The sequence below is a fragment of the Mumia xiangluensis genome (assembly GCF_010994095.1).
Lineage (GTDB): Bacteria > Actinomycetota > Actinomycetes > Propionibacteriales > Nocardioidaceae > Mumia > Mumia xiangluensis.
Genome location: NZ_WJYO01000002.1, coordinates 230,483 through 250,210, shown reverse-complemented (window position 1 = coordinate 250,210; position 19,728 = coordinate 230,483). Strand labels below are relative to the sequence as shown.

The following is a 19,728-nucleotide window of genomic DNA, read 5'->3' as shown; positions in this document are numbered from 1 at the left end:
ACTGGCGACCTATGCGGAATTGTTGTAGACCGAGACGCCGTCTCAGGGCTACTCACTGGTAGTGTCTCCCGCGTCTCAAACGACTGTGAGGGAGTTCACGTGGGCAAGAAGACAGGGTTCGCCGCCGTCATCATCGGCGCGTTCCTCTTGGTGCTGGCCGTCCTGGCCAAGACGTACGCGTACGACGAGCTGGCCGTCGTCCCGCTCGATCAGGAGACGACGACGGTCTCGAAGACGATGCCGGGTGAAGACGCCACCTACCTCAACGTCGCGGCCGAAGGCGGTCCCGCCATCGAGACCGGCCCGCTCGAGTCCCGGCGCAACGTCGTCGGCCAGGTCGAGGCGAGCAAGGACGCGAGCGACGAGCTCGACGAGAACATCGCCGTCTGGGAGACCTTCTCCTACACGGCCCCTCCGGGCACGCCCGCGGACCAGGCCCTCAGCGGCACCCGTGACGTCGTCCCGTTCGAGCGCACCACGGGCGACACGGTTCGCTGGCAGGGCGCCGAGACCGAGAGCAACGGCGTCGTCATCTCGCCGTTCAGCTTCTACGGCAACTACTTCAAGTTCCCGTTCAACACCCAGAAGGAGTCCGTCGACTTCTGGGACGACTCGCTCGGCAAGGGCGTCCCCGCCGAGTACGAGGGCACCGAGAAGATCGAGGGCCTCGAGGTCTACAAGTTCGTCCAGACCGTCGAGCCCACCAAGATCGCTGAGCAGCCCGTCCCGGGCTCGCTCGTCGGCATGCCCGACCAGGCCACGGTTGTCGCCGACCGCATGTACGCCAACGTCCGCACCCTGTGGGTCGAGCCGGAGACCGGCGTGATCATCAAGGGCCAGGAGGAGCAGCTGGCGACGCTCGACGTCGACGGCGAGCCGAAGGCCACGATCACCGAGGCCACGCTCGGCTACGACGACGAGACGGTGAAGGCGACCGTCGACGAGTACAAGACGAAGGCCATGCTGCTGGGCATGATCCGTACGACGATCCCGGTCGTCGGCGGCATCCTCGGTGGCCTGCTGGTCCTCGGCGGCGCGGTGCTGCTGCTCCGCTCCCGCAAGGGCGGCGACGGCGACGGCGACGCGCAGGACGCGCCGTCGGACGAGGGCTCGCCGGCAGAGGCGACTCCCGCCAAGGCCTGATCGCCGCGGAGACGCCACCGTCGGTCGGGCTGACTACGATGGCGTCGATGTCGACGCAGAGCACGACCCTCAGCCCACGTCACGAGCGCGCACAGGATCTGTGCGCGCTCGTCGACGTCTCACCGAGTCCCTTCCACCTGTGCGCGGAGGTGTCCCGGCGCCTCGGCGCAGCCGGGTTCACACCGGTGCAGGAGGCCGACCCGTGGCCGACGGAGCCGGGCCGCTACGTCCTCGTGCGCGGCGGGTCGCTGGTCGCGTGGAGCACCGAGGCGGCCACCGGCCCGCACTCGGCGTTCCGCATCGTCGGCGGGCACACCGACTCCCCGAACCTCCGCGTCAAGCAGCACCCCGACCGGACGAGCGCCGGCTGGGAGACCGTCGCACTCCAGCCGTACGGCGGGCCCCTCCTCAACTCCTGGCTCAACCGCGAGCTGGGTCTGTCGGGGCGGGTCACGGTCCGCCGCGAGGGTCGTGCCGTCCCGATGCTCCTGCGGATCGACGAGCCGGTGCTCACCGTCGCACAGCTCGCGATCCATCTCTCCGAGGACCGCAAGGGTGTGGCGCTCGACCCTCAGCGTCATCTCGACGGCGTGTACGGCGTGGGGGAGGGCGCCGACCTTCTCGGCGACGTGGCCGCCCGCCTCGACGTGGAGCCTGATGCGCTCCTCGGGTGGGAGCTCATGACGCACGACCTGGCGCCGAGCCGTGTGTTCGGACGGCAGCACGACCTGCTCGCCGCGCCGCGCCTCGACAACCAGACCACCTGCTGGGCCGGGACGACGGCGCTCCTCGCCGCGCTCGAGCAGCCCGCCGACGGCGTGGTCCCGCTCCTGGTGCTGTTCGACCACGAGGAGGTCGGGTCGACGTCCGACCGAGGCGCAGAGTCCGACCTGCTGATCACGGTCCTCGAGCGGATCGTCCTGGCTGCGGGAGGGACGCGCGACGACTACCACCGCGCAGTGGCGGCATCGGTGGTCGCGTCGGGCGACATGGCCCACGCCACCCACCCGAACTACGCCGACCGCCACGAGCCGTACCACCGCATCACCCCCAACGGCGGGCCTGTCCTCAAGGTCCACCCCAACCTGCGCTACGCCACCGATGCCGCCGGCACCGCCGAGATGGCCCTCGCGTGCGAGCAGGCGGGCGTCCCGCTGCAGCGCTACGAGCACCGTGCCGACCTGCCGTGCGGGTCGACCGTCGGGCCTATGACGGCTGCGCGGACGGGCATCACGACGGTCGACGTCGGCGCGCCACAGCTGGCGATGCACTCGGCCCGCGAGCTCATGGGAGCGGCTGATCCCGGCATGTACGCCGACGCGCTGACCGCATTCTTCGCCCCCGTCGCGTGAGCGCCCGACAGCGGTGTGATATCCCGCGTTGACCGTCCCGTGAGCGACCCCGTACCCTAGATGTGCGGTGTGGACTCGTGCGACCTCAGACCGAGCGGGTCGTGCTTGTGGCAAGCATGCCACCAGAGTCCACGTCGTCTCGGCACGACTTCTATCCACCCAGGACTCAATCCCATATGACGAGCAGCATCCAGGCAGCACCCGCGCCGCAGGTCGCGATCAACGACATCGGCAGCGAGGAGGACTTCCTCGCAGCGGTCGACAAGACCATCAAGTACTTCAACGACGGTGACATCGTCGACGGCACCATCGTCAAGGTCGACCGTGACGAGGTCCTCCTCGACATCGGCTACAAGACCGAAGGTGTCATCCCCTCGCGGGAGCTGTCCATCAAGCACGACGTCGACCCCCACGAGGTCGTCTCGGTCGGCGACGCCGTCGAGGCCCTCGTCCTCCAGAAGGAGGACAAGGAGGGACGTCTGATCCTCTCGAAGAAGCGGGCGCAGTACGAGCGCGCCTGGGGCGACATCGAGAAGATCAAGGAAGAGGACGGCGTCGTCGAGGGCACCGTCATCGAGGTCGTCAAGGGCGGCCTGATCCTCGACATCGGCCTCCGTGGCTTCCTGCCCGCCTCGCTCGTCGAGATGCGTCGCGTCCGTGACCTGGCCCCGTACGTCGGCCAGAAGCTCGAGGCGAAGATCATCGAGCTCGACAAGAACCGCAACAACGTGGTCCTGTCGCGTCGTGCGTGGCTCGAGCAGACCCAGTCCGAGGTCCGCCAGAACTTCCTCACGCAGCTCCAGAAGGGCCAGATCCGCAAGGGTGTCGTGTCCTCGATCGTCAACTTCGGCGCGTTCGTCGATCTCGGCGGCGTCGACGGCCTCGTGCACGTCTCGGAGCTGTCCTGGAAGCACATCGACCACCCGTCCGAGGTCGTCCAGGTGGGCGACGAGGTCACCGTCGAGGTGCTCGACGTCGACATGGACCGCGAGCGTGTCTCGCTGTCGCTGAAGGCGACCCAGGAGGATCCGTGGCAGCACTTCGCCCGGACCCACCAGATCGGTCAGATCGTCCCGGGCAAGGTCACCAAGCTCGTCCCGTTCGGTGCGTTCGTGCGCGTCGAGGAGGGCATCGAGGGCCTGGTGCACATCTCCGAGCTCGCTGAGCGTCACGTCGAGATCCCGGAGCAGGTCGTCCAGGTCGGCGATGCGGTGATGGTCAAGATCATCGACATCGATCTCGAGCGTCGTCGCATCTCGCTGTCGCTGAAGCAGGCCAACGAGACCGAGGTCGCGCAGGACGCCGACGACTTCGATCCGACGCTGTACGGCATGGCTTCCTCGTACGACGCCCAGGGCAACTACATCTACCCCGAGGGCTTCGATCCGGAGACCGGCGAGTGGCGTGAGGGCTTCGACGAGCAGCGGGAGACCTGGGAGCGGCAGTACGCCGAGGCCCACGCCCGCTGGGAGGCCCACAAGAAGCAGATCGCCGACGCCGAGGTCTCGGCGCGCGAGGCGGGCGAGGCCACCGGCGGGTCGTACTCGTCCGGCGGCGCCGCTACCTCGTCGTCCTCGACCACGTCGCAGGACGCCGCCCGTTCCACCGGCGGCGCACTCGCGTCGGACGAGGCTCTGCAGGCGCTGCGCGACAAGCTCACCGGCGGCGAGTGATCTCCCGCTCCCGCTGAAGCGCTGCACGAGGCCCCTGCCCACTCGGGCGGGGGCCTCGTCGCCTGTCGCGGTCGGTCGGTAGCCTTGCCTCGTGCGCTTCATCCTCGACCCCAAGCCGGTGGACTCCGATCCGGTCACCGACGTTGCGATCGCGCACGCGTTGCTCCGTCAGGCGGGCGAGGGCAAGATCGGCCCGACGGTCCGCATCAGCGTGCCGGGGGCACCGACCGCGGCGTTCGGGCGCTCTGACGTCAGGCGTCCCGGGTTCGGCTCCGCCGCCGAGGCGTGCCGTGCTCTGGGGTTCGCCCCGATCATCCGGGGCGCCGGTGGCCGGGTGGCCGCCTACACCGAGAAGTCGCTGGTCATCGACCACGTCAGCCCTGATCCCGACCCGGGCACGGGGATGCGCGACCGGTTCCGCGACTACGGCGTCCTGCTCACCGCGGTTCTCGGCGAGCTGGGCGTGGACGCCCGGGTGGGTGCCGTTCCCGGCGAGTACTGTCCTGGCGAATACAGCATCAACGCCCGCGGGCTCACCAAGCTGGTCGGCACCGCCCAGCGCGTCGTGCGTGGCGCATGGCTCTTCAGCGCCGTCGTCGTGCTCGGGGACGCGCCGATGCTCCGGGCAGCGCTGCCGGTCGTGCACAACCGGCTCGAGCTGCCGTTCCGGCGGCAGTCGGTCGGCTCCGTGTTCGAGGAAGTGTCGGGTGTCCAGGTCGACGACGTGGCCAGCACGTTGATGCGGCACTACGACCGGATGACCGAGGTCGAGATCGACGCGCTCGACGACGCGACGCGCGAGCGGGCAGAGCGGCTGCAGGCCGATCACTACGTCGGCCGCGACGGCGAAGTCCGACGGCCCGTATGACACGAGTCGGGCTGACCGGTGGCATCGGCGCCGGCAAGAGTGCGGTGACGTCACTCCTCCGTGACCACGGTGCGGTCGTGGTGGACGCCGACGTTCTGTCGCGTGAGGTCGTCGAGCCGGGCACGCCGGGGTTGGCGGCCGTCGTCGAGCGCTTCGGTGAGGGCATGCTTGATGCAGAGGGGCGACTCGATCGTCCGGCGCTCGGGGCTGTGGTCTTCGCCGACCCCGCCGCCCGGCGCGACCTGGAGGCGATCATCCACCCACGCGTCCGCGCGCGAGCTGTCGAGCTCGAGGCAGCCGCCGGTGAGGGCGCGGTCGTCGTCCACGACGTGCCGCTGCTCGTCGAGACCGGACAGGCGGCCTCGTACGACGTGGTGGTGGTCGTCGACGCGCCGGTCGAGACCCAGATCGACCGTCTGGTCCTGCATCGCGGCATGTCGCGTGAGGAGGCCGAGGGCAGGATCGCTGCTCAGGCGTCTCGGGAGCAGCGGCTGGCGGTCGCCGACGTCGTGATCGACAACACCGGGTCCCTCGAGGACCTCGGGGGCGCGGTCGACCGGCTGTGGTCCGCGCTGTCGCGCGGTGAGGGTGTCAGTCACCGGAGCTAGCGTGTGAGCGATGACGACCATCGCTGTCACGACACCGACCGGCCACGTGGGGTCGCGCGTGGTGCGCATCCTCGTTCAGGCCGGCGTACGCCCGGTCCTGCTGCTGCGGGACGCCGGTCGCCTCGACCCCGATCTGCTGCCGTACGTCGAGCCTCGGGAGGGCGACCTGCGCGACCCCGACTACGTCGTCGCAGCAACAGAGGGCGTCGACGCACTGTTCTGGGTGGACCCGACCGATCTGTCCGTCGACGATCCCAACGCCTCGACGCGCGCCCTCGCCGAGCACGCCGCAGCCGCGGTCCGGCAGCACGCGATCTCGCGGGTCGTGCTGCAGAGCAGCGGCGGGGCTGAGCTCCGCCAGGGGGCCGGTTTGATCGACGGTCTGGCTGCGGCGGAGGAGATTCTCGGTGCGACGGGCACCAACCTGCTGGCTCTGCGTTGCGGCTACTTCTTCTCCAACCTGCTCGATGACCTCGACTCGCTGCGTGCGGGCGTCCTGATGACGGCGATGACGCCGGATCGACGGCTCCCGTGGGTCGCTCCGCACGACGTCGCCGGCGTGGTGGCCGCCAACCTGCTGGCCGAGGCGTGGTCGGGGCTTCGGATCCAGGGTGTCCACGGTCCGGAGGACCTCTCGTTCGCCGACGTCGCCCGAACCATCACGGAGGTGACAGGTCATCCCGTCGCGGTGCACCAGATCGGAGACGACGAGCTCCTGGAGGCGCTCACCTCCCTGGGGATCCCCGAGGGTGCCGCACGGCAGGTCGTCGGCATGACGACGGGGGTCCGCGAGCTCGCGCGTGAGCAGGCGCGGGACGTGCTCACGACGACCCCGACGACGCTGTCGGCGTGGGCGTAGGACGTGCTGCGTCCTGCTCTCGCCGACCCGCAACGGTCCTGAGCGAGCCGGCCCTCCGTCCCGAGGGGCCTCATGGCGCCGATGGAGTGCTCGAGAACGCCCCCTGGTAGTCCTCCAACGCCGACGGGCCGGTGCCCTCGACCTCGTCGGTCGAAGGGCACCGGCCCGTTCGGGTCGTGCTGTGCGAGCCTGCGTCAGGCAGCCAGATCCGGATCCGCGATCTTGCGGAGACGCTGGATCGACTCGCGCTCGAGCTGGCGCACCCGCTCGGCGGAGATGCCGTGGCGCTTGCCGATGTCGGCGAGCTTGTGCTGGCGGCCGTCGAGAAGGCCGTACCGGCAGCGGATGATGTCTGCTTCGCGCTCGCCGAGGTGCTCGACGAGCCCCGACAGGCGGTCGCGCGACTCGGTGTCGAGAACCGCGTGGTCCGGGCCGGGCTGCGTCTCGCGGGCGACCAGGTCACCGAGCGACGTGTCGCCGTCCTCGTCCACGGGGGAGTCGAGGCTGACGTGGTCACGCCCCCACGAGATCAGGTCGAGCACGCGGTCGACCTCCATGCCGAGCTCCTCGGCGATCTCGGCCGGGTCGGGCTCGTAGCCGAGCTTGCGCTCCAGGTTGCGGCGGGCGGCGCCGACCTGGTTGAGCTCCTCGACGACGTGGACGGGGAGGCGTACGACGCGGCCCTGCTGGGCGATGCCGCGCGTGATGGCCTGGCGGACCCACCAGGTGGCGTACGTCGAGAACTTGAAGCCCTTGAGGTAGTCGAACTTCTCGACGGCACGGATGAGGCCGGTGTTGCCCTCCTGCACCAGGTCGAGAAGCGGCATCTGCGAGCGCCCGTACTTGCGGGCGATCGAGACGACCAGACGGAGGTTCGCGGTGATGAACTCGTCGATGGCGCGGTCAGCCTCGGCGACCATCCACTCGAGCTCCTCCTGGGTGGCGGACTTCGGGGCGCCACCCTTCTTGCGACCCACGCGGCCTTCCTCGAGGAGGTGCTTCGCGAGAAGACCGGCTTCGATGGTCTTGCTCAGCTCGACCTCGCGGGCGGCGTCGAGCAGCGGAGTGCGCGAGATCTCGTCGAGGTACATCCCGACGCTGTCTCGGCCATCGACGCGCTCTCGCACCTGAGTCGTTGCTGTCGTCACGCAGACCAGCTCCTTACTTCGTGTTCGGCTCGACCTGTACAACACGGTCGGCCGCCGGTCGATTCCGTCCGGCACTGGAAAAGACGAACGGAGCGTGCTAAAGGTGCCTGTCTCAGGGTTTTCTTAACTCAGATCACACTGATTGCGGGAAATCAGGGCTTCCGGACGTCGAAACGGGCCGTCACGAACGGATTGTCGTGACGCACCTCACGGAGGTCCAGATCGAGTCGGCGGGGGAGAAGCGGTGCGCCGGAGCCCAGCGTGACGGGTGCGTACGACACCTCGAGGACGTCGAGGAGGCCCGCGTCCGCGAGCTGGCCCGCGAGGTCTCCACCGCCGACGACCCAGACGTCCTTGTCACCGGCAGCGGCGACCATCGCGGCGTGCACGGTGGTCACGTCGTCCTGGGCGAACCGGATGTCTGCTCCGGGGACGGCCGGGAGGTCGCGGTGCGTCATCACCCAGGTCGGCGCCGGGTAGGCCCACTTGTCGGGGTGGGCCAGCAGGTCCTCGTGGTCGAGGAGCCACTGGTAGGTGCTGGAACCCATCAGCTGAGCACCGAACCGGCTCCCGAGCTCCTCCATCTCGCCCTGCATCTCCTCCGACACCGGCTGGGAGAGGAGCCACTCGAGCGAGTGGTCCTCGGTGGCGAGGAACCCGTCGAGGCTGGAAGCGGTGTAGTAGACCGTGCGTGTCATCTCGCCATCGTCGCGCACACCGCTGACATCTGTGGGATCAGCCGCCGGCGGGCTCGTGCGGAGCCCCGGACGTGTCGATGATCCAGGCCAGCTCGTACGCGCGCTCCTTCCAGGCCTCGTAGCGCCCGCTGACTCCGCCGTGCCCTGCACTCATCTCGGTCTTGAGCAGCACATCGGCGTCGGCGACCGCGCGCAGGCGGGCGACCCACTTAGCGGGCTCGACGTACAGGACGCGCGTGTCGTTGATGCTCGTGATCGCGAGGATCTTGGGGTACGGCTGGGCGGTGACGTTCTCGTAGGGGGAGTACGACTTCATGTAGGCGTAGACGTCGGCGTCGTGCAGCGGGTCGCCCCACTCGTCCCACTCGATCACCGTCAACGGCAGCGACGGGTCGAGGATCGACGTCAGCGCGTCCACGAACGGCACGACCGCGAGGACACCGGCGTAGTCCTGCGGAGCATCGTTGGCGACTGCGCCCATGAGGAGGCCACCAGCGGAGCCGCCTTCGGCGACGAGGCGGTCGTGGGAGGTCCAGCCCTCGGCGACGAGATGGCGGCCGCAGTCGACGAAGTCGGTGAAGGTGTTCTTCTTGTGGAGCATGCGGCCGTCCTCGTACCAGCCGCGGCCCATCTCTCCGCCGCCCCGCACGTGCGCGACGGCGAACACGATGCCGCGGTCGAGCAGCGGCAGGCGCGTCACCCGGAAGCTCGGGTCCATGCTGGCCTCGTACGCGCCGTACCCGTAGATCAGCGCGGGGGCCGTCCCGTCGAGCGCGACCCCCTTGCGGGCGACGACCGAGATGGGGATGCGTACGCCGTCGCGTGCGGTCGCCCACAGGCGGTGCTGCGTGTACGCGGTGGGGTCGTAGCCGCCAAGCACCGGCTGCTGCTTACGCAGCACCAGCTCGCCCGTCGCGACGACGTAGTCGTACACGGTCTCAGGGGTGACGAACGACGTGTATCCGAGGCGTACGAGGGGCTGCTCCCACTCCGGGTTCGAGCCGACCCCGCTGGTGTAGAGCGGCTCGTCGAACGGCACGGCGACCTGCTCACCGAGTGCTGCGCCGGGTGCCGCGTCGGGGTCGAGGCCGATGATCGCGACCTGGCTGAGAGCGTCGCGACGCAGACTGACGGCGACGAAGCCGGCGAAGGCGTCGACGTCCTCGAGCCGGGTGTCGTCGCGGTGCGCGATCTCGGGACGCCAGTGCTCGGGGCCGGGCGTCGCGACGGGTGCGCTCGCCAGCTCGAAGTTGACGGCGCCGTCGTTGTGGAGGATGAGGAAGCGGTCCTCGCCGCCGACGACGACGTGGTCGACGCTGTACTCGATGCCGTCGCGACGCGGTGCGACCACCCGGAACTCGCCGGTGGGGTCCGTGGCGTCGAGCACGCGGACCTCGGTCGTGATCTTCGAGCCGGACGCGATCACGAGGTAGCGGTCGCTGCGGGTGGACCCGACGCCGGTGAAGTAGCGCTCGTCGGTCTCGTGGAACACGAGCTCGTCGGCCTCCGACGGCGTACCAAGCTTGTGGCGCCACACCTTGTCGGGACGCCACGCGTCGTCGACGGTCGTGTAGTAGAGGTAGCCGGCGGAGAGGTGGCCGGCGTCGAACGACCAGGTGGCGCCGTACGAGACGTCAGTGATCTCGTCGTCACGCAGCTCGCCCGTGGTCAGGTCCTTCACGCGCAGCGTGAAGCGCTCGTCGCCCTCGGTGTCGACGGAGTACGCGAGGAGGGTGCCGTCGCGGCTCACGCTGAGGGCGCCGAGGGAGAAGTAGTCGTGGCCCTCGGCCTCCACGTTGCCGTCGAGGAGGATCTCCTCGCCGGCGACCGGGGTCGCCGAGTCGAGCTCCGGCGGCGTCCAGTCGTCGGCGCCCGCGATCGGGCAGCGGCAGTGGACGGCGTACTCGCGGCCCTCGAACGTGCGGGCGTAGTACCACCAGGCGCCACGACGGACCGGCACCGACAGGTCCGTCTCGAGCACGCGGGACTTGATCTCGTCGAACAGGCGGTCGCGCAGCGACGCCAGGTGGTCGGTGCGCTCGGCGGCGTACGCGTTCTCGGCCTCGAGGTAGGCGACGGTCTCCGGCGACTCCTTGTCGCGCAGCCACTCGTAGTCGTCGGTGACATCGTCGCCGTGGTGGGACCGGACCTGCGGGTGGCGCGGCGCGACGGGGGGCCGCGAGGCCGAAGACGTGCTCATGGCTCGACCGTACCGGGTCGCAACGACGCGTCGTCCGCGTCGAACGTACGGACAGGACCGGGGCCGGTGTGGCGGGTCTCGAAGCGTACGGTGACGCGTCCGAGGCCGGACCCCCACACCCATCCCGCCCCGTGCTCGGCGTGGACGACGTCGGCACCCGGCGCCCAGCGGGGGCGGCTGCGCAGCGTGGCGGGCGGCGTGCGAGTGGTCGCGTCGCGTGCCGCCTCGGGGAGGCCGCCGGTCTCTGGCCCGGCGTCTGCGTCAGGCAGCGGACCTCTGCCGTCAGGACCGTCGTCCGGGTCAGCCTCGTCGGAGCGCCCGTCGTCGGAGACCCGGTCGTCGGAGAGCCCCTCGTCCGGGGCGTCCTCGTCGGTGACGAACAGGTCGTCCTGCACCCAGTCGGCCATGCCGGACACCCCGACGCCGAGCAGCCGGATGCCGGACGAGGTGTCGATCTCGGCCAGGAGCCCGGTGGCGGTGCGAGCGATCACGCGCCCGTCGTCGGTCGGTCCGGCGAGCGTGGCCGACCGCGTGTGGGTCTCGAAGTCGTGGTGCCTGATCTTCAGCGTGACCGTGCGCCCGGACATGCCGTTGCCGCGCAGACGCTCGGACACACGTCGGCTCATCATCGTGGCCACGTCGGCGAGGACCCGCGGGTCGGTGATATCGGTCTCGAAGGTGTCCTCGACGCTGAGGGACTTCGTCTCCCGTTCGGCGACGACGGGCCGGTGGTCCTCGCCACGGGCGAGGGCGTGCAGCGACGTGCCGTACGCGGACCCGAGCAGCGAGGTCAGGTCGGGGAGGTCCACCCCGCGCAGGTCGGCGACGGTCTGGACGCCCAGCCGTCGCAGGCGCTCCGCCGTGACCGGTCCGACGCCGGGGATCGCTCGGACCTGGAGCGGCGCGAGGACGTCGAGCTCCGTGCCGGGCGTCACGACGTGCAGCCCGTCCGGCTTGGCGAGCTCGCTGGCGATCTTGGCGAGGAGCTTGGACGACGCGATCCCGACGGAGGCGGTGAGCCCGTCGGTGCGCTCGGCGACGTCGGCGCGGACCTGCTCGGCGAGCGCGCGCAAACCGTCCAGGTCGAGGTCGCGGGTGTCGTCGCCGGCCGCGAGGTCGACGAAGGCCTCGTCGAGCGACAACGGCTCGACCAGCGGCGAGATCTCCCGCAGACGGCCCATCACGATCCGGCTGGCCGCCCGGTACGCGTCGAAGCGTCCGGAGAGATAGGCCGCGTGCGGACAGCGAGCCCGCGCCTCCGCCGTACGCATGGCGGAACGGACGCCGTACGCGCGTGCCTCGTACGAGGCGGTCGACACGACTCCGCGGGCCCCGAGGCCGCCGACGACGACCGGCCTGCCCCGCAGAGACGGCTTGTCGCGCTGCTCGACGGCAGCGAAGAACGCGTCGAGGTCGAGGTGGAGGACGGTGGCCTGGCGGCGCATGGACCCATTCTGACTTCGTCCACAGACTGCGTTCTCCACAGGCACGGATTCGGCGCCTGCGCGCACAGCTCGCGAGGCACCACCGTGTCCCTCATGACCGAGATCCTGCGCGCTCGCACCCTCTCCGACCTGATCGGGGTCGTCCCCGCCCTGTTCGGGTTCCATCCCCAAGACTCGCTCGTCGCGATCTGCCTCGACGGCCCATCGGGTCAGGCCGGCTTCCGTCTCCGCTCCGACCTCCCGCCTGTCGCTCAAGCCCGTACGGCCGCGCGTGCCCTCGTCGGCTACCTCGCGGCCCAGGAGCCGGCGGGCGTCGTGCTCATCGCGTTCGCCACGGCGGACCGCGACGCGGAGGCGCGTGCCGTGGTCGACGCCATGACCGCCGCGCTGACCGCCAAGGAGGTCCGGGTGACCGATGCCGTCCGGTACGACGGCGACCGCTACTTCTCCTACTCGTGCGACGACCCGCGGTGCTGCCCGCCGGAGGGCGTCCCGTGCGCCGCAGACTCGTCCTTGATGCTCGCGGAGGCGGTGTACCGAGGGCTGGAGGTGCTGCCCAGCCGGGACGACCTCGTCCGGCGGTTCGCGCCGGTCGTGGGTCCCGCCCGCCGCAAGGCCGAGAAGGCCACGGCGCGGGAGGCCGCAGCGTTGGAGCGGAGGTGCCGCGCGAGTCGTCGCGCCCACGGTGCGCCCGGCCAGCGGGTGCCAGTCTCCGGTGTGCCAGTCGACGGTGTGCCAGTCGACGGTGCGCCTGGCCAGCGCGACCCAGAGGTGATACGGCACGCGCTCGACCGCGTGCTGCCGATCGTGGACCGGGTCCTGCTGCGCGCCGGTGACATCGCCACTGACGTCGGCGGCGCACCGTCGGACGCCGCGGGCGGGGCACTGTCCGTTGCTGACAAGGCAACGCTGTCCGTTGCTGACAAGGCGGCTCTGTCCGTGTGGACGTCGCTCACGGTCGTGCGCGACGTGCTCTGGTCACGCATCACCCACGACAACGCCGCGGCGAGCCTCGCGATGTGGCGAGAGGTGGGAGTGAGCGCGGTCGCGCCGTTCCAGGCGGCGCCGCTCACGCTCGCGGCATTCTCTGCCTGGCTCAGCGGAGACGGGGCTCAGGCGCAGTGCGCGCTCGACCGCGTCGAGGAGGTGTCACCGGCCTACTCGATGGCCGAGCTGATCCAGACGGCGCTGACGCGCTGCATCGATCCACGCGCCTGGCCAGGGCTTCCCGGCGACGACATCCTGCGCGTAGTGCCCGGACTCTCCTAGTCTGGAGTCGCCCGGGTCGGAGCTGCGCGGGCGGGAGGGGCTGACGATGGGGCAAGAGGTCGATCCGCAGATCTTCACCCGTGAGGACCGCACGGCGTTCCGCGCCAAGATCCGGCAGAGCCTGGACGTCTTCTCGCGGATGCTGCGCGACGCCACGTTCGACGCCGCTCGCCCGATGACCGGTGTCGAGATCGAGCTGAACCTGATCGACGTCGACGGGATGCCTGCCCTCCGCAACGAGGCCGTCCTCGAGGCGATCGCCGACGACGACTTCCAGACCGAGCTCGGGCAGTTCAACATCGAGATCAACATCGACCCGCGGGGGTTGGACGGCGACGGTCTGAGCCTCTACGAGAAGACGATCCGCGACGACCTCAACCATGCCGACGCGAGAGCGCAGTCGGTTGACGCGCACCTGCTGATGATCGGGATCCTTCCGACGCTGAAGCCCGGCCACATGACGCCGTCGACGATCTCCGCGAACCCACGCTATGCGTTGCTGTCCGAGCAGGTCCTCGCCGCTCGGGGAGAGGACATCGCGATCAGCATCTCCGGGGCCGAGCGGTTGTCGACGACCTCGGAGTCGATCATCCCCGAGGCGGCGTGCACCAGCGTGCAGCTCCACCTGCAGGTCAGCCCGTCGGACTTCGCCGCCTACTGGAACGCATCCCAGGCGATCGCCTCCACCCAGCTCGCGCTCGGCGCCAACTCGCCGTTCCTGCTGGGCAAGCAGCTGTGGCACGAGACTCGCATCCCGCTGTTCGAGCAGGCGACCGACACCCGTTCGGACGAGCTGAAGGCCCAAGGCGTCCGGCCCCGCGTGTGGTTCGGAGAGCGCTGGATCACGTCGATCTTCGACCTCTTCGAGGAGAACGTCCGCTACTTCCCAGCACTGCTCCCGGTGCTCGACGACGAGGATCCCGAGCAGGTCCTGGCTGCTGGCGACACGCCTTCGCTGTCGGAGCTGCGGCTGCACAACGGCACGATCTACCGGTGGAACCGGCCCATCTACGACGTGATCGGTGACCGGCCGCACGTGCGGGTCGAGAACCGCGTCCTGCCGGCGGGTCCCACGGTCATCGACACGGTGGCGAACGCCGCCTACTACTTCGGGCTGGTCAAGGCCATCGTCGAGGCCGATCGCCCGCTGTGGACGCAGATGTCGTTCAGCGCCGCCGAGGAGAACTTCACCGCAGCCGCCAAGGACGGGATCGGCTCGTCCATCTACTGGCCCGGCGTCGGGACCGTCGGCGTGACCGAGCTCGTGCTCCGCAAGCTCCTGCCGATGGCGGCCGACGGGCTCGACGCCCTCGGGGTCTCCAGCGCGGACCGCGACACCTACCTCGGCATCATCGAGCAGCGCTGCCTCACCGGTCGTAACGGCGCGACGTGGCAGATCGACCGGTTCCGGTCGCTGTACGAGCAGGCCGGCACCGACCGTGCTGATGCGCTGCGGGCGATGACGCTCGACTACCGCGAGCGCATGCACAGCAACGAGCCGGTGCACACCTGGGACTGAGGCGCTGGCCCGCGGCGCCGTCACGGTCACGACGGACTCGCTGCCGCCCTTGGACTCGCTGCCGCCCGTGGAGTCGCTGCCGACCGACGGACCCGCTGTCGCCCGCGTCCGCGATCGCCCTCGGGCACGAGCACCCAGCCCACCCGCGTCACGACGAGCAGCGTCGGCGCCGCACGGGCCGGGCCGTCCCCGTCGCGGCTGCTCGATCCGGCAGCGGCCGCTGCGGCGTACCAACGCAGGTCGTCCGGCCGGATCACCGGTCGCCCGCTGCGTCCCCACGCAAGCACGGTCCGGAGTGCCGGGGGACGGGCCACTGCGTGGTCCGTCGGCGGAGCGGCGGCGAGGCGCCGTACGAGCTCGAGGCGTGCCCAGGCGTCCAGACCGCGGGCTGTCCGCGCGGACGCCGACCACTCGCCGAGCATCCGTGCCGACACCGCGTCGTACGACCAGAGCGACAACCACGGGTCGGGGTCCGGCTCGGCGCCGCGTCCGACCCACCGTTCGACCAGAGAGTCCGCGAGGATCCGCACCTCGCGGGAGAGAGCAGTCGAAGGCCGTGGGCTCATGACTCCAGGGTGACGTCCTGGCGGTCGCGTAGGACCGCGTCGTCCACAGCCCGGCGGGCCGACGCACACGGACGTGGGCGCCGGGTATCGAGGACGCGCGAACAGGGATACTGTCGGATCACGTTGACGGATCACCGAACATTCTGGAGGTCGAGGATGGGCACCATCGTCGTGGGTTATGTCCCCAAGCCCGAGGGCCACGCCGCGCTCGCGCGCGCTGTGGAGGAGGCGAAGCTGAGGGGGGCACAGCTCGTCGTGGTGAACTCCCACCGCGGCGGACGCGACTTCGACGACGAGGATGCGGTCAAGACCGAGGAGCAGCTGGCGGAGGTCCGCAGCCGGCTCGCCGACTCGGGCGTCGAAGCCGAGGTGCGCCAGCTCGTACGCGGCATGGATCCCGCCGACGACCTCATCAAGGTCGCCGACGAGATCGGGGCCGAGTTCATCGTGATCGGGCTGCGACGCCGGTCTCCCGTCGGCAAGCTCATCCTCGGCAGCAACGCGCAGCGCGTGCTCCTCGATGCGACGTGCCCGGTGCTCGCGGTGAAGGCGGAAGGCTGACGACCTCGAGCAGGCGTAACCTGGGGTGCTGAGGGACAAAGGTCGCGTTTCGGTCACGGTCCGAACTCGTTGGCCGGGTGGTTCGTGGTTCGTCCCGCGTGCGTGGCACACTGGACGATGCCGCGGTTGACGGGAGGCCGGTGAACCGCGCCCTCGAACGCCTGCAGCGACCTTCTGGTCCAAGCACCCCAAGGGAGTCACCTCGTGGTTTCAGCGCCCGACAGTGGAGCACGTAAGACGGTCCTCGCGGAGGCAGCAGCCCCCCGAACCACGGTGAAGGCCTCGACCGCACAGGGCGCGGCGAAGAAGGCCACCGCCAAGGCCGCTCCTGCCAAGAAGGCAGCGGCTCCAGCGAAGAAGGCGGCAGCACCCGCCAAGAAGACCGCCGCCAAGAAGACGACGGCGAAGAAGGCAGCCGCCAAGGGCGCCGAGGTCGACGTCACCGCCGACGCGATCATCGTCGACGAGAACGGCAAGAAGATCTTGCCGGACATCTCGGACGAGGTCTTCGAGAAGGATCTCAAGACCGATCCGACGCTCAAGGAGGACGAGGCCAGCGGCTTCACGATCTCCGCGGCCGACGAGACCGACGAGCCGGCGCAGCAGGTCATGGTCGCCGGCGCGACGGCTGACCCGGTCAAGGACTACCTGAAGCAGATCGGCAAGGTCTCTCTGCTGAACGCCGGCCAGGAGGTCGAGCTCGCCAAGCGGATCGAGGCCGGCCTCTTCGCCGAGGAGCAGCTCGCCACCGCGAAGCGCCTCTCGGAGTCGATGCGCGAAGAGCTCGAGTGGATCGTCGAGGACGGCCGCCGCGCCAAGAACCACCTCCTCGAGGCCAACCTGCGACTGGTCGTCTCGCTCGCGAAGCGCTACACCGGTCGCGGCATGCTGTTCCTGGACCTCATCCAGGAGGGCAACCTCGGTCTGATCCGTGCGGTCGAGAAGTTCGACTACACCAAGGGCTTCAAGTTCTCGACCTACGCGACGTGGTGGATCCGCCAGGCGATCACTCGCGCGATGGCCGATCAGGCTCGCACCATCCGCATCCCGGTCCACATGGTCGAGGTCATCAACAAGCTCGCGCGTGTCCAGCGCCAGATGCTGCAGGACCTGGGCCGCGAGCCCACTCCGGAGGAGCTCGCCAAGGAGCTCGACATGACCCCGGAGAAGGTCGTCGAGGTGCAGAAGTACGGCCGTGAGCCGATCAGCCTCCGCACGCCGCTCGGTGAGGACGGCGACTCCGAGTTTGGTGACCTGATCGAGGACTCCGAGGCCATCGTCCCTGCGGACGCGGTGTCGTTCACGCTCCTCCAGGAGCAGCTCCACGCCGTTCTCGACACGCTCTCGGAGCGCGAGGCCGGCGTCGTGTCGATGCGTTTCGGCCTGACCGACGGTCAGCCCAAGACGCTCGACGAGATCGGCAAGGTCTACGGCGTGACGCGCGAGCGGATCCGTCAGATCGAGTCCAAGACGATGAGCAAGCTCCGTCACCCGTCGCGCTCGCAGGTGCTGCGCGATTATCTGGACTGAAGTCTAGCCGTCCCCGATACCGTTTCCGCAGGTCAGAGGCGGTATCGGGGCTTCGGATCGGGTCGCCCACGGGACGCACAGCGCTCTAGTCCAGGATATCGGACTAGACTGACGGCGTGTCAGCATCCCCCACAGCCCCCGAGTTCGGCCTGCTCGCCCAGTCGTGGCAGATCGCGCTGCGGGCCGAGCGCAAGTCGGCCCAGACCCTGAAGTCCTACGGCGACGGCGTCCGGTTCTACCTCGACTGGTGCACCGCGAACGGGGCCCCGCCGATGAGCCGCGCCTCGCTCAACCTCTGGGTCGCCGGGCTGCTGGACTCCGGCTCGGCCGCCGCGACCGCCCGGTCGCGCCAACTCGCCGTCCGTCGCTTCGCCGCCTGGCTCGCCGCAGAGGGCGAGATTCCCGGCGACCCGTTCCTCGGGGTCAAGTCGCCGAAGCTGGACGAGCGCGTGGTCGAGCCTTTGACCGACGACGAGCTGCGCGCCCTCGTCCGCGCCTGCCAGCCGCCCAAGGGCGCCACCCCCGCCGAGCAGTTGCGCCACCGCCGCGACGAGGCGATGATCCGGCTCATGCTCGAGACCGGAACCCGCGCGGGCGAGGTCGCCGCGATGAACCTCGAGGACATCGACCTCGACGAGGGCCGGGCCACGATCCGCCGCGGCAAGGGCGGCAAGGGACGCACCGTCCCGATCGGTCCACAGACCACGCGCGCGATGGACCGCTACCTACGCCTGCGGCGCCGCCACAGGCTGGCGGCGACGCCACGGCTGTGGGTCGGCGACCGCGGCAAGGGCTTCACCTACGACGCCCTGCACAAGACACTCGCCCAGCGCGCGGACACGGCCGGCATCACCGGGTTCCACCCCCACCGGCTGCGCCACACCGCGGCCCACCGCTGGCTCGCCGCCGGAGGCTCCGAGAGCGGCCTGATGGCCGTCGCAGGCTGGAGCAGAGTCGACATGATTGCGCGCTACTCCAAGGCACGGGCAGCAGACCGCGCCGCCGACGAGGCGCAGCAGCTCAACCTCGGAGACATCTAGCCGGGGAGGTGAGTTGTTGTAGCGTGTGGCGGCATGAGCCGGCGACGCCGCTCCATCCGCTCCGAGCACGAGCACCTGTTCGTCCGCCGGATCACCGTGGTGTGTCCGCTCAACGCTGTCCACAGGCTGGGCGAGGTCGTCGAGGACGCCAGCGGCATCCGCATCCACCGTCGCTCGCTGTCCGACCACCTCGACGCACGCCTGGACGATGACGGCCATGGCCTCCGTCGCGACGGTGAGAGGCTGCGGGCGTCGTGCGCCCGCTGCCTGCTCGCCGGTGAACGCGGAGACCACATCGTCGCCTGGCGTCTCGTCGTCGGTGTGCTGACCGACATGCGCGCTCACGGCCCCGCATCGCGGACGCTGCCGCTCGACGCGCGACGGTGGCGCGCGGAGCCCTGAGCGCTGTACATTCGGGGTACGAATAGCGGTTGCCGTGAGTGGTGACCGCCGGCCTTCCGGTACCGGGCCGTTCATCAGGTAACGGGAAGGGTCGCCTCAGCGGGCGGCCAGGTTCCCGACGCCTGGAGACGCCCATGGCCACCGAATCCGAGCAACGCCTGCTCGCCTCACTCGCCGCCCACATGAGCTGGGCGAACACCACCGACCGCAGCCTTCGCACAGCCCCGGCCCGCGCTGCCCTCGATCAGCGCTTCCTCGACGCCGCCGACGGCGACCCCGTCCGTGCCGCCCACCTCCGTAAGGCGCACTTCAAGCGGCTGGCACTCAAGTCCGCCCAGGCCCGACGCCGGCTGCGCGAAGCCACTGCGACGCTGGAGGCCGCGGAGACCGAGACGATTGAGCTGCTGACAAGCGGTGACGGTCCGGCCGGCGGCACCAGCCGAGGCGGTGCTTCCCGATGAGCGCGATCGAGAAGACCGTCCGTGCGCGCATGATCGTTGATGAGCTGCGTGGCGCTCCGATGGTCCGCCTGGTCGCCGAGCTGCCCGACGCGGCTCCAGTGGCGATCAAGGAAGGGCTTGCGCGGCGGGCGGCCGCGGAGCGCGATGGTCGCTGTGACTGCGGTGCGCCTCTCCAGACTCCGTTACGGCCTCGGCGGCGTGCGGCCCTCAAGCGCGGCCAATTGCTGCGAGGGCGGATAGACCACACCTCTGACTGCCCGGCCGCGACAGCCGCGCTCGAGGCCGCGATGATGGAGCACGGCTGGTCACTGTCCATCGACATGACCGGACTGCGTGGGTGGTCGCTGTGACTGACCGTCGATCACCGTTCTGGCCCACGAACTCGA

The 19,728-nt window shown here is 70.0% G+C and carries 19 protein-coding genes; 14 read left to right on the top strand and 5 right to left on the bottom strand.

What is annotated here, in order from left to right; all coding sequences use genetic code 11:
- Positions 1-99: 99 nt before the first annotated feature.
- From pgfA to GH747_RS07325, 6 genes are all read left to right on the top strand, one after another.
- Positions 100-1,143, top strand: a complete 1,044-nt coding sequence (pgfA, locus tag GH747_RS07350; protein WP_163695369.1) for a cell envelope lipid trafficking protein PgfA — start codon at positions 100-102, stop codon at positions 1,141-1,143.
- A 47-nt stretch (positions 1,144-1,190) separates the two neighbouring features.
- On the top strand, positions 1,191-2,495 hold the full coding sequence (locus tag GH747_RS07345; RefSeq protein WP_149768937.1) for a M18 family aminopeptidase: 1,305 nt from the start codon (positions 1,191-1,193) through the stop codon (positions 2,493-2,495).
- 176 nt (positions 2,496-2,671) lie between these two features.
- On the top strand, positions 2,672-4,168 hold the full coding sequence (rpsA, locus tag GH747_RS07340) for a 30S ribosomal protein S1 (protein WP_149768936.1): 1,497 nt from the start codon (positions 2,672-2,674) through the stop codon (positions 4,166-4,168).
- 91 nt (positions 4,169-4,259) lie between these two features.
- Positions 4,260-5,036, top strand: coding sequence for a lipoate--protein ligase family protein (locus GH747_RS07335; protein WP_194842894.1), 777 nt, complete (start codon positions 4,260-4,262; stop codon positions 5,034-5,036).
- Positions 5,033-5,644 carry a dephospho-CoA kinase gene (gene coaE / locus GH747_RS07330; protein ID WP_149768935.1) on the top strand — a complete coding sequence of 204 codons (612 nt, stop codon included), beginning with the start codon at positions 5,033-5,035 and terminating at the stop codon, positions 5,642-5,644. The genes GH747_RS07335 and coaE overlap by 4 nt, the downstream gene beginning before the upstream one ends.
- A 10-nt stretch (positions 5,645-5,654) precedes the next feature.
- Positions 5,655-6,503 (top strand): NAD(P)H-binding protein, encoded by an 849-nt coding sequence (locus GH747_RS07325; RefSeq protein ID WP_149768934.1) that lies wholly within the window; start codon positions 5,655-5,657, stop codon positions 6,501-6,503.
- A gap of 194 nt (positions 6,504-6,697) precedes the next feature.
- Here the strand turns inward: GH747_RS07325 and GH747_RS07320 are convergent, their stop codons facing one another.
- The 4 genes from GH747_RS07320 to GH747_RS07305 form a co-directional block, all read right to left on the bottom strand.
- A complete protein-coding gene (locus GH747_RS07320; protein ID WP_149769482.1) occupies positions 6,698-7,594 on the bottom strand; it encodes a sigma-70 family RNA polymerase sigma factor in 897 nt (298 codons plus the stop codon).
- A gap of 209 nt (positions 7,595-7,803) precedes the next feature.
- Positions 7,804-8,349 (bottom strand): dihydrofolate reductase family protein, encoded by a 546-nt coding sequence (locus GH747_RS07315; RefSeq protein WP_149768933.1) that lies wholly within the window; start codon positions 8,347-8,349, stop codon positions 7,804-7,806.
- Between the two features lie 37 nt (positions 8,350-8,386).
- On the bottom strand, positions 8,387-10,549 hold the full coding sequence (locus GH747_RS07310; protein WP_149768932.1) for a S9 family peptidase: 2,163 nt from the start codon (positions 10,547-10,549) through the stop codon (positions 8,387-8,389).
- Entirely contained in the window at positions 10,546-11,994 is a 1,449-nt protein-coding gene (locus GH747_RS07305) for a DNA polymerase IV (RefSeq protein ID WP_149768931.1), read from the bottom strand. The genes GH747_RS07310 and GH747_RS07305 overlap by 4 nt, the downstream gene beginning before the upstream one ends.
- Positions 11,995-12,087: 93 nt before the next feature.
- Here GH747_RS07305 and GH747_RS07300 point away from each other — a divergent pair, with 93 nt between their 5' ends.
- The gene (locus tag GH747_RS07300) at positions 12,088-13,263 is read left to right on the top strand and encodes a DUF4192 domain-containing protein (RefSeq protein WP_149768930.1); all 1,176 of its coding nucleotides are present in this window, start codon (positions 12,088-12,090) and stop codon (positions 13,261-13,263) included.
- A 46-nt stretch (positions 13,264-13,309) separates the two neighbouring features.
- On the top strand, positions 13,310-14,782 hold the full coding sequence (locus tag GH747_RS07295) for a glutamate-cysteine ligase family protein (RefSeq protein ID WP_149768929.1): 1,473 nt from the start codon (positions 13,310-13,312) through the stop codon (positions 14,780-14,782).
- A 26-nt stretch (positions 14,783-14,808) separates the two neighbouring features.
- On the opposite strand, the gene GH747_RS07290 is transcribed toward GH747_RS07295, so the two are convergent.
- The gene (locus GH747_RS07290) at positions 14,809-15,348 is read right to left on the bottom strand and encodes a hypothetical protein (protein WP_149768928.1); all 540 of its coding nucleotides are present in this window, start codon (positions 15,346-15,348) and stop codon (positions 14,809-14,811) included.
- Between the two features lie 156 nt (positions 15,349-15,504).
- Here GH747_RS07290 and GH747_RS07285 point away from each other — a divergent pair, with 156 nt between their 5' ends.
- From GH747_RS07285 to GH747_RS07260, 6 genes are all read left to right on the top strand, one after another.
- Complete coding sequence (locus GH747_RS07285; RefSeq protein WP_149768927.1) at positions 15,505-15,909, top strand: universal stress protein; 405 nt, start codon at positions 15,505-15,507, stop codon at positions 15,907-15,909.
- A gap of 204 nt (positions 15,910-16,113) precedes the next feature.
- Entirely contained in the window at positions 16,114-17,439 is a 1,326-nt protein-coding gene (locus tag GH747_RS07280; RefSeq protein ID WP_194842893.1) for an RNA polymerase sigma factor, read from the top strand.
- Positions 17,440-17,555: 116 nt separating this feature from the next.
- Positions 17,556-18,479: a tyrosine-type recombinase/integrase gene (locus GH747_RS07275; RefSeq protein ID WP_149768925.1), complete on the top strand. Its 924-nt coding sequence runs from the start codon at positions 17,556-17,558 to the stop codon at positions 18,477-18,479.
- A gap of 33 nt (positions 18,480-18,512) precedes the next feature.
- Positions 18,513-18,881 carry a hypothetical protein gene (locus GH747_RS07270; protein ID WP_149768924.1) on the top strand — a complete coding sequence of 123 codons (369 nt, stop codon included), beginning with the start codon at positions 18,513-18,515 and terminating at the stop codon, positions 18,879-18,881.
- Between the two features lie 134 nt (positions 18,882-19,015).
- Positions 19,016-19,342 carry a hypothetical protein gene (locus tag GH747_RS07265; RefSeq protein WP_205602840.1) on the top strand — a complete coding sequence of 109 codons (327 nt, stop codon included), beginning with the start codon at positions 19,016-19,018 and terminating at the stop codon, positions 19,340-19,342.
- Positions 19,339-19,692 carry a hypothetical protein gene (locus tag GH747_RS07260; protein ID WP_149768923.1) on the top strand — a complete coding sequence of 118 codons (354 nt, stop codon included), beginning with the start codon at positions 19,339-19,341 and terminating at the stop codon, positions 19,690-19,692. The genes GH747_RS07265 and GH747_RS07260 overlap by 4 nt, the downstream gene beginning before the upstream one ends.
- The last annotated feature ends 36 nt before the right edge of the window (positions 19,693-19,728 follow it).